Below are 13,359 nucleotides of genomic sequence, written 5' to 3'. Positions count from 1 at the left end.
GTTCCAACCGGAGACCAGACCATGGGCGTCAAAGACGATCTGCGCCAGCGCTACGACAGCCTCAGCCCTGCCCTGCAGCAGATCGCCAAGCATGTGCTCGACCACCCGAACGAGGTGGTCACCAGCTCGATGCGCAGCGTCGGCACGCGCGCCGGCGCCACGCCGGCCACGCTGGTGCGCTTTGCGCAGCACCTGGGCTACGCGGGCTGGCCGCAGTTCAAGGATGCGGTGGCGGCGGAGATGGGGCTCGGGACTTCGGACGCCTACGGCGCACGCGCCAAGACCCTGATCGGCCGCGCCCAGGACCAGGGCCTGGCCGGCGAGATGTTCGAGGTGCAGCGGCGCAACCTGGACAACACCCACCGCCAGAGCGAGGCCGCGCTGCAGCGCGCCTGCGCGGTGCTGGAGAAGGCGAACGCGGTGCACGCGGCGGGTTTTCGCGCATGCTTTCCGATTGCCTTCTCTTTCGTCTACGTGTACCGGATGTTCCGCGCCAGCGTGCATCTGCTCGACGGCCAGGGCGGCTCGCTGGAGATGCAGCAGCGCGCCTTTGCCAAGGGCGATGCCCTGCTGGTGGCCAGCTTCGCGCCCTACTCGCGCGAGGCGCTGCAGGTGGCGCAGGCGGCGAAGGCGGCGGGGCTGCGCATCGTGGCGGTTACCGACAGCATCGCGTCGCCGCTGTCGCTGCTGGCGGACGAGACGCTGCTGTTCGCGATCGACAGCCCTTCCTTCTTTCCGTCGGTGGCGGCAGGGGTGGCGGTGACCGAGGCGCTGGTGGAGATGCTGGCGAGCCGGGCGGGGAAGCCGGTGATACGGCGGATCGATGAGGCGGAGGCGCAGTTGTTCGAGTCGGGGGCGTATTTGCAGCCGCCACGGCTGCGAGGCGCTTGAGTCCTTGCTCCTCGGTATTGCTCCCTCTCCCTCCGGGAGAGGGTTGGGGTGAGGGCACTGGGCGCGTGCTTCGGCGTTGCGCTTGATCGAGCGCCCAGAGCCCTCACCCCAGCCCTCTCCCGCAAGCGGGAGAGGGAGCAAGTCAGGAGCCGGGGCGTGGCGTCGCGGTTGCCATCCACTCCGCCTGCCACCCCCCACCCAAGCCCTGGATCAACCCCACCGCCGCGTTCTGCCGGCTCACCTGCAACTGCAGCACCGTGCGCCGCGCATTCAGCGCCGACGCCTGCGCCGTCACCACATCGGTATAGCTCACCTGCCCCTGCCGGTAACGGTTGAGGAACTGCTGCTCGCTCAGGTCCGCCGCCGCCGAAGCCTCGCGCCGCAGTCCTTCCTGCTGCGCCAGGCTCGCGCCCGCGGTGAGCTGGTCTTCGACATCCTGGAAGGCAGTGAGCACGGTCTGGCGGTAGCGCGCTACCGCGGCCTCGTGCGCCGCCTTGGCCTGGTCGACCTGCGCCCCGATGGCGCCGGCATCGAACACCGTCTGCGCCACCGACAGGCCCAGCGACCACAGCGTGTTCGAGGCGTTGAACAGATCGCCCACCCGGCTCGCGTTGGTGCTGAGCGCGCCGCTCAAACTGAAGCTCGGGAAGTAGGCGGTCCGCGCGATCCCGATCTGTGCATTGGCCGCCGCCACCGCGCGCTCGGACGCGGCGATGTCGGGCCGGCGCTGCAGCAGCGTCGAAGGCACGCCGGAGGGGATGCCGGGCATGGTGGGCTTCCAGTCGGCCGCGGGCAGGCTGAACTCGGCCGGCGCCGCGCCGACCAGCACCGCGATCGCATGCTCCAGCGTGTCGCGGGTGCGCTTCAGCGCCACGCGCTCGGCCTGGGTGTTGACGTAGAGCGCCTGCGCCTGCAGCACGTCGGTCTGGGCGGCGATGCCGGCGTTGTAGCGGTTGCGCGCGATCTCCAGGCTGCGCTGGTAGCCCTCCAGCGTGACCTCCAGCAGCCGCAGCTCGGCATCGGCCTCGCGCAGCGAGAAGTAGTTGGTCGCGAGCTCGCCCACTGCCGACAGGCGCGCCGAGGCCAGGTCGGCCTCGCTGGCCTGGGCGCTGGCCTGGGCGCCGCCCACCGCCTGGCGCAGCCGGCCCCAGACGTCGGGCGCCCAGTCGGCGCGCAGCGCAGCGCCGGTGGCAGTGCTGGGCGAGGTGTTGCGCGCGCCGGAACGGGTCGCGCTGCCGCTGGCCGAGACCGTCGGGAACAGCGCCGCGCGCTGCTCGCGCACCACCGCCTGGGCCTGCGCATAGCTGGCCACGGCGGCGGCGATGTTCTGGTTGGAGATCTGCACGCGCGCGGCCAGTTCGTCGAGCGCGGGGTCGCCGAAGAGCTTCCACCATTCGCCGCGGTCCAGGGCGTCGGCGGGGGCGGCGGGGAGCCAGCCTTCGGCGGCGGGGGCTTCCTTCCACGCGGAGGGCGCGGCGGTGGAGGGTTGCTCGTAGGTCGGGCCGATGGCGCAGGCGCTCAGGGCCAGAGCCAAGGCGACGACGGCAGCGCAGCGTGTGCGTCGGTCGAGCGAAAAGTTCGGAGCGATCATGGGCGTTGCGAGGTCATCGAGGGTCGGTGCCCTCACCCCAGCCCTCTCCCGGAGGGAGAGGGAGCCAGAGAGGGGTCGGGGGCAAGGGAGGGGTCGGTCGCCTCGCGGCTCAGGTACTTCTCGTTGGCCGGGCGGCGGCGCAGCTTGTCGAGCAGCACGTAGACCACCGGCGTGGTCAGCAGGGTCAGCAGCTGGCTGGCGATCAGGCCGCCGATGATGGCCACGCCCAGCGGCTGGCGCAGCTCGGCGCCCTCGCCGAAGCCGATGGCCAGCGGCAAGGCGCCCAGCGCGGCCGCCAGCGTGGTCATCAGGATGGGGCGGAAGCGCAGCAGGCAGGCCTCGCGCACCGCCTCCACCGCGCTCAGGCCGCGGGCGCGCTCGGCCTCGAGCGCGAAGTCGATGATCAGGATCGCGTTCTTCTTGACGATGCCGATCAGCAGGAACACGCCGATCAGCGCAATGATCGAGAACTCCATGCGGAACAGCAGCAGCGCCAGCACCGCCCCGACCCCGGCCGAGGGCAGCGTGGTCAGCACCGTGATCGGATGCACCAGGCTCTCGTAGAGCACGCCCAGCACGATGTAGATCACGATGAGCGCCGCCAGGATCAGGAACAGCTGCTGCGCCTGCGACTGCTGCGCCGCCAGCGCGGTGCCCTGGAAGCTGCCGCGCACGTTGATCGGCATGGCGATATCGGCCTCGGCCTGGGCCACGACGCGGCGCGCGTCTGCGATGCTCACGCCGTCGGCCAGGCTGAAGGAGATGGTGCTCGCGAGCTCGGTGTCCTGGTGGTCGATCGAGCTCGGCACCGCGCGCTCGCTGAGCTTGGAGAAGGCGGCGAGCGGCACCATGGGCGTGGCGGTGGTCGCGATCTGCTGACCCGCGGAGGAAGTGCGCGAGGCCGGGTTGGCCGAGGTGGTGGTCGAGGTGCCGGTCGTCGCGTCGGTGTCGAAGTCCACCGAGCTGACCGTGCTCGCGCCGCTCGCGCTGGTGACGGTGTTGAGCGTCGAGGGCACGTAGAGGTCCTTCAGCACGATCGGCGCGCGCTGAAAGCGCGGCGCCCACTCCATGATCACCGAGTACTGGTTGAGCTCGTCGTAGATGGTGGCGACCGAGCGCTGGCCGTAGGCGTTGTAGAGCGCGTTGTCGACCGCGCTCGAGGTGACGCCCAGGCGCGCCGCGGCGTCGCGGTCGACCTCCACGAAGGTCTCGACGCCGTTGGCCGAATCGTCACTGTCGATGTCGGTCAGCGCGGTCTCCTGGCGCAGGCGGTCGGCGAGCTTGGCGGTCCACTTGCGCAGGTCGTCCAGGTTGTCACCCTTGAGCGTGTACTGGTAGCTGGAGTTGCTGGAGCGCCCGCCCATGCGCAGGTCCTGCACCGGGAACAGGAACACGCGCAGGCCCGTGAGCTGGTTGAGTTGCGGGCGCAGGCGGTCGATGACGACCTGCGTCTTCTCGGTGCGCTGCGCGAGCGGCTTCAGGTTGACGAACATGAAGCCGCCGCCCGCGCGGCCGCCGCCCGAGAAGCCGACCACCGTGGCCACCGCCGGGTCCTTGCGGATGATGTCCACCGCCTGGCGCAGCTTGTCGGCGACCGCAGCGGAGGAAATGCTCTGGTCGGCGCGGATGCCGGCGTTGAGCTGGCCGTTGTCCTGCTGCGGAAAGTAGCCCTTGGGGATGGCGTTGAAGAGGTAGACATTGAGTCCGATCACGGCCAGCAGCACCACCATCACCACGCCTTTGCTGGCGAGCGCCCAGTCCAGGCTGTGGGCGTAGACGCGCAGCGTCCACTGCCAGGCGCCCTCGAAGCGCCGGCCCAGCCAGGTCCGCACGCGCCCGTGCTTCTTGCCCGGCCCCTCCTCCGCTTCGCTGCGCAGCAGCATGGCGCAGAGCATGGGCGTGGTGGTGAGCGAGATCACCAGCGAGATCAGCACCGAGGCCGAGAGCGTGACCGCGAACTCGCGGAACAGCCGGCCCACCTGCCCGCCCATGAACAGCAGCGGGATGAACACCGCCACCAGCGACAGGCTGATCGACAGCACCGTGAAGCCCACCTCGCGCGCGCCGCGCAGCGCCGCCTCGATGCGGTTCATGCCGGCCTCGACATGGCGCGCGGTGTTCTCGAGGACCACGATCGCGTCGTCGACCACGAAGCCGGTGGCCACCGTCAGCGCCATCAGGCTCAGGTTGTTGAGGCTGAAGCCCAGCAGGTGCATCACGCCGAAGGTGCCGAGCAGCGAGACCACGGTCGCCACCGCGGGGATGATGGTGGCGCGCGCCTTGCGCAGGAACAGGCCCACCACCAGCACCACCAGCACGATCGAGATCATCAGCGTGGTCTCGATCTCGCGCAGCGAGGCGCGGATGGAGTTGGTGCGGTCCGAGGCGATCTGGATGTCGATGTCCTGGGGCAGCTGCGCGCGCAGCTCGGGCATCAGTTCGCGGATGCCGTCCACCGTGTCGATGATGTTGGCGCCCGGCTCCTGCGTGACCAGTATCACCACCGCAGGCTCGCCGTTGAACAGGCCCAGCGTGCGGGTGTTCTCGACGCTGTCGATGACCCGCGCCACGTCGCCCAGGCGCACGGGCGCGTCGTTGCGCCAGGCGATCACCAGGTCGCGGTAGTCGCTGGCGCGGCGGCCCGGCGCGGGGGTGTAGATCTGCAGCCGGCGGTCGCCGCTCTCGATCGCGCCCTTGGGCCGGTTGGCGTTGTTGGCCTGGATGGCGGCACGCACGTCCTCGCTGCTGATGCCCATGCGGTTGAGCGAGAAGGGCTCCAGCTCCACCCGCACCGCCGGCAGCGAGCCGCCGCCGATCTCGACCTCGCCCACGCCCTCGACCTGCGACAGGCGCTGGCTCACGATGTTGGACACCGCCTCGTAGATCTGGCCCGGCGTTCGGGTCTTGGAGGTGAGCGCGAGGATCATCACCGGCGCGGAGGCCGGGTTGCGCTTGCGGTAGGTCGGGTTGCTGCGCAGCGTGGCCGGCAGGTCGGCGCGGGCGGCGTTGATGGCGGCCTGCACCTCGCGCGCGGCGCTGTCGATGTTGCGCTTGAGGTCGAACTGCAGCGTGATGCGCGCCGAGCCGTTGGAGCTGGTCGAGGTCAGCTCGTTGACGCCCGGGATGATGCCCAGCCGCCGCTCCAGCGGCGTGGCCACGCTGGAGGCCATGGTGCTGGGGCTGGCGCCTGCGAGGCTGGCCTGGACCGAGATGGTCGGGTAGTCGACCTGCGGCAGCGGCGACACCGGCAGCACGAAGAAGGCGACGATGCCGGCCAGGGCGATGCCGATGGTCAGCAGGACCGTGGCGATGGGGCGTTCGACGAAGGGGCGGGAGAGGTTCACGCGCCGCCCTCCCGAAGCTCAAGCGGCGTGCGCGGCATCACGCTTCCCCCGGAACCTGCGCCCCATCCGATCGAAGGCCAGGTAGATCACCGGCGTGGTGAACAGCGTCAGCACCTGGCTCACGACCAGCCCACCGAAGATCGCCAGGCCCAAGGGTCGCCGCAGCTCCGCACCCTCGCCCCAGCCGAACATCAGCGGCAGCGCCGCGAACAGCGCCGCCAGCGTGGTCATCAGGATCGGCCGGAAGCGCAGCAGCGCCGCCTGGTGGATCGCCTCCTGCGGCGACTTGCCTTCATGCCGCTCGGCGTCGATCGCGAAGTCGATCATCATGATCGCGTTCTTCTTCACGATGCCGATCAGCAGGATGATGCCGATGATCCCGATCACCCCCAGGTCGTTGCCGGTCACCATCAGCGCCAGCAGCGCGCCCACGCCGGCCGAGGGCAGCGTGGACAGTATCGTCAGCGGATGGATGTAGCTCTCGTAGAGCACGCCCAGCACGATGTACACGCACACCACGGCCGCCAGGATCAGCCACAGCTGGTTGGTCAGCGACTTCTCGTAGGCCCCGGCCGCCCCCAGGAAGTTCAGCCGCACGCTCGCGGGCAGGCCGATCTCCTTGGCCGCTGCGCGGACTGCCGAGACCGACTTGCCCAGCGCCACGCCGGGCGCGGTGTCGAAGCCCACGGTGGCGGCCGGGTACTGCGCCACGCGCGTAACTTGCAAGGGCGCCAGCTGCTCGCGCACGGTGGCCAGCGCGGACAGCGGCGTCGGCGCGCCCGCGCCGGTGCGCAGCTGCAGGTTGCCCAGCCCCTGCGGCGAGGCCAGCGCCTCGCGCTGCGCCTCCAGGATCACGCGGTACTGGTTGGTCTCGGTGAAGATGGTGGAGACGATGCGCTGGCCGAAGGCGCTGTAGAGCGCATCGTCGACCGAGCTGGCCGTGACCGAGAGGCGCGATGCGGTGTTGCGGTCGATGTCCACGTAGGCGGCCAGGCCCTGCGCGCCGGCATCGGTGGTGGCGTTGCGCACCTGCGGCGTGCTGCGCAGCCGCTCGACCAGCTTCTTCGCCCAGTCGTTCACCACGGTGGTGTCCACGCCCTCGAGCGCGACGCGGAACTCGGTCGGGCCGGTCTCGGCGTCGATGGTCAGGTCCTGCGTGGGCTGCAGGTAGAGCATCACGCCCGGCACCGCGCGCACGCGATCGCGCAGGCGCTGCATCACGCTGGCCTGCTCGTCGCGGTCCGAGCGCAGGTTGATCAGCATGCGCCCGGTGTTGAGCGCGGTGTTGTTGGCCGCGTCCACGCCCACCACCGAGCTGAGGCTGCGCACGTCGGGGTCCGCCAGGATGGCCTCGGCCGCGGCCTTCTGCAGCTCGGCCATGCGCACGAAGGACACGTCCTGCGCCGCCTCGATGCGCGCCTGCAGCTGCCCGGTGTCCTGCGTGGGGAACAGGCCCTTGGGGATGGCAACGTAGAGCAGCACCGTCAGCGCCAGCGTCAGCAGCGCCACCAGGAGCGTCAGCGGCTGGTGGCGCAGCACCCATTGCAGCTGGCGGTCGTAGCGTGCGATCACGCGCTCGAAGAACTGCTGCACGCGCGCGCCGAAGCGGCCACCCTCCTCGGCCTGGGGCCGGAGCCAGCGCGCCGACATCATGGGCACGAGCGTGAGCGAGACCACGGCCGAGATCAGGATGGTGATCGCCAGCGTGACCGCGAACTCGCGGAACAGCCGCCCCACCACGTCGCCCATGAAGAGCAGCGGGATCAGCACCGCCACCAGCGACACCGTCAGCGAGATGATGGTGAAGCCGATCTGCGTCGCCCCCTTGAGCGCGGCCTTGAAGGGCGGCTCGCCCTCCTCCAGGTAGCGCGCGATGTTCTCGATCATGACGATCGCGTCGTCCACCACGAAGCCGGTGGCGATGGTCAACGCCATCAGGCTCAGGTTGTTGAGGCTGTAGCCCAGCAGGTACATGATGCCCAGCGTGCCGATCAGCGAGATCGGCACCGCAATGCTGGCGATCACGGTGGCGCGCAGGCTGTGCAGGAACAGGAAGATCACCAGCACCACCAGCACCACGGCCAGCGCGAGCTCGAGCTGCACGTGATTCACCGAGGCGCGGATGCCGGTGGTGCGGTCGCTCAGCACCTCGACCTTGAGCGCGCCGGGCAGCGAGGCCTCGAGCTCGGGCAGTTGCTTCTTGATGGCGTCGACGGTGCCGATCACGTTGGCGCCCGGCTGGCGCTGCACGTTGAGGATGATTGCAGGATAGAGGGCTGCGGTGCTCTGGTCGTCCCTCGACTCCGCACGCGCCGCTGCCCAGGCGCCCAGCTGCGTGTTCTCCGCCCCATCGACCACCCGCGCGACGTCGCTCATGCGCACCGGCGCGCCGTTCTTCCAGGCGACGATCAGGTTCTTGTAGTCGGCCGCAGCGACCAACTGGTCGTTGGCGTTGATCGTGTAGGCGCGCTGCGGCCCGTCGAAGCTCCCCTTGGCACTGTTGGCGTTGGCCGCGGCGATGGCCGTGCGCAGCGTGTCGAGGCCGATGCCCACCGAGGCCAGCGCGTTGGTGTCGGCCTGGATACGCACCGCCGGTCGCTGGCCGCCCGACAGCGAGACCAGGCCCACGCCGGCCACCTGGCTGATCTTCTGCGCGAGCCGCGTGTTGACCAGGTTCTGCACCTCGGTCAGCGGCATGGTGTTGGAGCTCACGGCCAGCGTGAGGATGGGCGCGTCGGCCGGGTTGACCTTGGCGTACACCGGCGGCGCCGGCAGGTCGGCCGGCAGCAGCGAGCCGCCGGCGTTGATCGCGGCCTGCACCTGCTGCTCGGCGACGTCGAGGGTCTGGTCGAGCGCGAACTGAAGGGTGACGATGGAGACGCCGTTCGAGCTCACCGTGCTCATGCGGTCCAGCCCCGCCATCTGGCCGAACTGGCGCTCCAGCGGCGCGGTGACGGTGCGGCTCATCACCTCGGGGCTGGCGCCCGGGTAGAGGGTCTGCACCTGGATGGTCGGGTAGTCCACCTGCGGCAGGGCCGCCAGCGGCAGGAAGCGGAAGCCCACCAGGCCCGCGAGCACGATCGCGAGCATCAGCAGGGCGGTCGCCACCGGCCGCTCGATGAAGGGGCGCGATGGGCTCATCGGCGTCGCTCCTTCACTGCGGCGGCGCTTGCCGGCGGCGGCCCTCGCCGCGCGGCCCGCGCGGGCCCGAGGCGCCCGGGCGCGGGCCGGCCGCCGGCTTGTCGCCCTGCAGCAGCACCTGCGCGCCGTCCTTGAGGCGGTCACCCCCTTCGGTCACCACCTTCTCGCCGGGCTCCAGGCCCTCGGTGATCGCTGCCAGCTCGACCGTCGACTCGCCCCGCTTGACCGGGCGCATCGTGACCGTGCGGTCCTCGTTGATCACGTAGACGTAGCTGCCGGTGGGCCCGGTGCGGACCGCGGTCACCGGCACGACGATCGCGCTGAGGGTGCGCAGCGTCATCTGCACGTTGACGAACTGGCTGGGGAACAGCGTGGTCTGTGCGTTGGCGAAGCGGGCCTTGCCCTTGATGGTGCCGGTGCTGGTGTCGACCACGTTGTCGAGCGTGGAGAAGCCGCCGGTGTCCAGCGTGGTGCTGCGCGTGCGGTCCAGCGCCTTGACCGGCAGCGCCACGCCCTTGGCGAGCTGGGCCTGGATGTCGGGCAGGCGGTCTTGCGGCACGGCGAACTGCACGTCGATGGGGTTCATCTGCGTGATCACCGCAATGCCGGTGCTCGCATTGGCCGTCACCGTGTTGCCGGGGTCGACCGTGCGCAGGCCGATTTTCCCGGCCACCGGCGCGGTGATGCGCGTGTATTCGACGTTGAGCCTGGCCGCGGCCTCGGCGGCACGGTCGGTCACCACCGTGCCTTCGAGCTGCTTGACCAGCGCGGCCTGGGTGTCGACGTCCTGGCGGGCGATGGAGTCCTGCGTGAGCAGCGTGCGGTAGCGCGCCAGCGTCACGCGCGCGGCCTCGAGCTGCGCCTCGTCGCGCACGCGCGTGCCCTGGGCCTGCATCAGCGCCTGCTCGTAGGGGCGCGGGTCGATGCGGGCCAGCAGCTGTCCCTTGGTGACCGTCTGGCCCTCGGTGTAGAGCACCTCGGTGAGCACCCCGCCGACCTGCGGCTTGAGGGTGATGGTTGCCAGCGGCGTCACGGTGCCCAGCGCATCGATGGTCACGGGCAGCTCGGCACGACGCGCGACCGCATGGCCGACGGTGGAGCCGGGTGCGCCGAAGCCGCCGCGGCCGGCCACCGGCTCGCCCGAGCGCTTGATGAGATACCACGCCCCACCGCCCAGGGCCAGCACGAACAGCAGCGCGGCCAGGCTGCCCAGCCAGCGCCGCCGGCGCGACGGCGGCCGCGGCGCGGGCGGTTCGGCGAGGGGGGCGGTGGCAGCGGGCTCGGGGGCGGGGGAAGACATCGGCAACAGGGCAGTTCGCAGGCAGCCCGTAGTGGAGCGCCGAATCGTAGCGCCCAGTTCTTACGGACCGTAAAGCCCCGGTAAAGCCGGCGTTGAGCTTTGCGTCCGGCGACAGCGGATTGCAACTCGCGCCGGCCGGCTGCAGCTCGTCGCAAGCGCGTGGCGGGGCCGCGGGTCCGCCGGCACAGTCCGCCCATCGACGCATCAACCTTCAAGGAGAAGCAACATGCAGATGCTGACCCAGATCCTGACCCACACCCCGCGCTGGGTGTACGCCCTCTTCGCCCTGCTCGTGTGGATGGGCGCCAAGCAGCTGCTCGCCGGCACCGTGAGCCTGACCCGCGTGACGCTGCTGCCGATCGCCATGACCGGGCTGTCCTTCTACGGCATGCTCTCGGCCTTCGGCGACTCGCCGCTCGCCCTGCTCGGCTGGGCCGGCGCGGCCACCCTGCTTCTACTGACGGTGCAGCGCTGGCCCCTGCCTGCCGCCGCGCGCTTCGACGCGGCGACCCGCACCTTCCACCTGCCAGGCAGCGCGGTGCCGCTGGCGCTGTTCATGGGCATCTTCTTCACCAAGTACGCGGTCGGCGTGCTGCTGGCGATGCATCCGGAGCTGGCGCGCCACGCAGGCTTCGCCCTGGGCATCGGCACGCTCTACGGCGCCTTCAGCGGCATCTTCGCGGCCCGGTCGCTGCGCCTGTGGAAGCTGGCCATCCGCGAGGACCGCGAAGCCCTGCCGGCGGCCGGTGTCTGAGCAGGAAACGCAACGCGGCCCTGTTCTTCCGCAAGAATCCATCATCGCTTCAAGAGGTCTCACCATGAACGACGCCCTTTCCTCCAACGACCGCACCGAACGCCTCGCCCGCCGCCGTGCCGGCGCCAAGATGGGCTGGTACCTCCATGCCACGGTCTACGTGCTGGTCAACCTGTTCCTCGTCATCCTGGCGAGCTCCCGCGGGCAGAACTGGGCCATGTACCCGCTCCTCGGCTGGGGCCTGGGGCTGCTGATCCATGGCGCGGTGGTGTTCTTCGTCGCGCCGGGCGGCAACTTCTACGACCGGCTGCTCGAACGCGAGCGCAAGGCGCTGCGCGGCGGAGACCGCGGGTGAGCGGCACCCTGTCGCGCAACTTCTCGCCGCAAAACCTCCGGCACGTGCTGCGTCACGGCATCTCGACCGCCGGCTTCTGCTGCGTCATCGCGGTGGGGCTGTCGGTCTCGGGCCGGGGCGCCTGGGCGCCGCAGTTCGTCTACTCGCTCTCGATCGGGCTCATCAGCTGGCTGGTGATCGACATCGGCCGGCTGGTGCTCGCGGGCCGCACGGCCAAGCCCTGGCCGCAAGGGTGGCGCGGCGTGGTGCTGGTCATCGTGGGCATCGCGGTCGGCTTCCTCGGCGGCAACGTGATCGGCGACGCCTGGACGGGCAAGCCCCTGCTCGAATTCTTGAGCTTCTCGCGGGACAAGCTCGCCTCCACGGTGCTGATCACGGTGGTGGCCGGCGTCGTCATCTGCTACTTCTATTACAGCCTCGGCAAGAGCAAGTACCTCGAAGGCGAGATCGCGCTGGCCCAGCGTGACGCCGCCGATGCGCGCCTCAAGCTGCTGGAGACCCAGCTCGAGCCGCACATGCTCTTCAACACGCTGGCCAACCTGCGCGTGCTGATCGCCACCGACCCGCCGCGCGCCGTGGCCATGCTCGACCGCCTCAACAGCTACCTGCGCGTGACCCTGAGCGGCTCGCGCGCGCTCGCGCATCCGCTCGCGGCCGAGTTCCAGCGGCTGGGCGACTACCTGGAACTGATGTCCGTTCGCATGGGCCCGCGGCTCGCCTACCGGCTCGAGCTGCCCGACGATCTGCGCGAGGTGCCGGTGCCGCCGCTGCTGCTGCAGCCGCTGGTGGAGAACGCGATTCGCCACGGACTGGAGCCGAAGGTCGAGGGCGGCGAGATCGCGGTCGGCGCGCGGCGCGAAGGCCGGCGCCTGGTGCTCGAGGTGCGCGATACAGGCGTCGGCATCGCCATCGATCCGCACGACAGCACGCCGCGGCCCGACGGCGGCTTCGGCCTCTCGCAGGTGCGGGAACGCCTCGCCACCGCCTACGGCGAGCAGGACGGCCTGCAGCTGGCAGCAGGCCCCGCAGGCGGCACCTGCGTCACCATCAACCTCCCCCTGTCCGCATGAAGACCACCGCCCTCATCGCCGAAGACGAACCCCTGCTGGCCCAGGCCCTGCGCGCCGAGCTCGCCGCCGCCTGGCCCGAGCTCGAAGTGCTCGCGACGGTAGCCGACGGCCGCAGTGCGGTGCGCGAAGCACTGCAGCTGCTGCCGCAGGTGCTGTTCTTCGACATCCGCATGCCGGGCCAGGACGGCCTGGCCGCCGCCGCCGAGCTGGCCGACGCCTGGCCGGCCGACGAGGCGCCGATGCCCCAGCTGGTCTTCGTGACGGCTTACGACGAATACGCGGCCCGGGCCTTCGATGCCCAGGCCATCGACTATGTGCTCAAGCCGGTGCAGCCCGAGCGGCTGCGGCGAACTGTCGCGCGGCTGCAACAGGCGCTGGAGCCGCAACGCAACGGCGCCGCGCCCAGCGCCGAGGATGCGCTGGCGGGCACGCTCGCGCAGTGGCGGCAGGTGCTGGCCGCGGCCGGCGGCGCGGGGGGACTTCCCGCTGCGGGTGGCGCGGCGCCGCTCAAGCTGATCGCCGCCAGCGAGGCCGGCAGCGCCGGCAGCACGGTGCGCATGGTGCCCATCGACGAGGTCCTGTACTTCGAGGCCGCCGACAAGTACGTGCGCGTGCTCACCGCCACCCGCGAATACCTGATCCGCACTCCCCTCAAGCAGCTGCTGCCGCGGCTCGACGCGGGCGTGTTCTGGCAGGTGCATCGCGCCACGGTGGTGCGCAGTGATGCCATCGAGTCGGTGCATCGCGACGAGGCGGGCAAGCAGCACCTCGCGCTGCGCGGGCGTGCTGAGAAGATCCCCGTCAGCCGCCTCTACGCCCACCTCTTCAAGGCCATGTGAGCGCCCATGAAAAATGGCCCCCACGCTCCCCTCACTTCGTGTGGTCGCTGCCCCCCGAGGGGGCGATTTTCATC

Annotated in this window: 9 protein-coding genes; 5 read left to right on the top strand and 4 right to left on the bottom strand. The window is 70.6% G+C overall.

Features of this window, described 5'->3' with window-relative positions:
* Positions 1-21: 21 nt before the first annotated feature.
* Entirely contained in the window at positions 22-891 is an 870-nt protein-coding gene (locus tag AC3A6X_RS26075; RefSeq protein WP_487844898.1) for a MurR/RpiR family transcriptional regulator, read from the top strand.
* Positions 892-1,033: 142 nt separating this feature from the next.
* Here AC3A6X_RS26075 and AC3A6X_RS26070 read toward each other — a convergent pair whose 3' ends face one another.
* Genes AC3A6X_RS26070 through AC3A6X_RS26055 form a run of 4 tightly spaced genes read right to left on the bottom strand, consistent with a single transcriptional unit; the run spans position 1,034 to position 10,267 of the window.
* On the bottom strand, positions 1,034-2,482 hold the full coding sequence (locus AC3A6X_RS26070) for an efflux transporter outer membrane subunit (RefSeq protein WP_487844897.1): 1,449 nt from the start codon (positions 2,480-2,482) through the stop codon (positions 1,034-1,036).
* Positions 2,483-2,514: 32 nt separating this feature from the next.
* A complete protein-coding gene (locus AC3A6X_RS26065; protein ID WP_487844896.1) occupies positions 2,515-5,826 on the bottom strand; it encodes an efflux RND transporter permease subunit in 3,312 nt (1,103 codons plus the stop codon).
* Between the two features lie 18 nt (positions 5,827-5,844).
* Complete coding sequence (locus AC3A6X_RS26060; protein ID WP_487844895.1) at positions 5,845-8,967, bottom strand: efflux RND transporter permease subunit; 3,123 nt, start codon at positions 8,965-8,967, stop codon at positions 5,845-5,847.
* Between the two features lie 13 nt (positions 8,968-8,980).
* Entirely contained in the window at positions 8,981-10,267 is a 1,287-nt protein-coding gene (locus AC3A6X_RS26055) for an efflux RND transporter periplasmic adaptor subunit (RefSeq protein WP_487844894.1), read from the bottom strand.
* Positions 10,268-10,493: 226 nt separating this feature from the next.
* Here AC3A6X_RS26055 and AC3A6X_RS26050 point away from each other — a divergent pair, with 226 nt between their 5' ends.
* From AC3A6X_RS26050 to AC3A6X_RS26035, 4 genes are all read left to right on the top strand, one after another.
* On the top strand, positions 10,494-11,021 hold the full coding sequence (locus AC3A6X_RS26050; protein WP_487844893.1) for a DUF6622 family protein: 528 nt from the start codon (positions 10,494-10,496) through the stop codon (positions 11,019-11,021).
* A gap of 64 nt (positions 11,022-11,085) precedes the next feature.
* Positions 11,086-11,376, top strand: coding sequence for a 2TM domain-containing protein (locus AC3A6X_RS26045; RefSeq protein WP_487844892.1), 291 nt, complete (start codon positions 11,086-11,088; stop codon positions 11,374-11,376).
* Positions 11,373-12,446 carry a sensor histidine kinase gene (locus AC3A6X_RS26040; protein WP_487844891.1) on the top strand — a complete coding sequence of 358 codons (1,074 nt, stop codon included), beginning with the start codon at positions 11,373-11,375 and terminating at the stop codon, positions 12,444-12,446. Before AC3A6X_RS26045 ends, AC3A6X_RS26040 begins: the two co-directional genes overlap by 4 nt.
* A complete protein-coding gene (locus AC3A6X_RS26035; protein ID WP_487844890.1) occupies positions 12,443-13,285 on the top strand; it encodes a LytR/AlgR family response regulator transcription factor in 843 nt (280 codons plus the stop codon). Before AC3A6X_RS26040 ends, AC3A6X_RS26035 begins: the two co-directional genes overlap by 4 nt.
* Positions 13,286-13,359: the final 74 nt, after the last annotated feature.

Source organism: Variovorax sp. Soil_C_12 (assembly GCF_057657375.1).
This window is presented reverse-complemented; position numbering and strand designations above follow the sequence as displayed.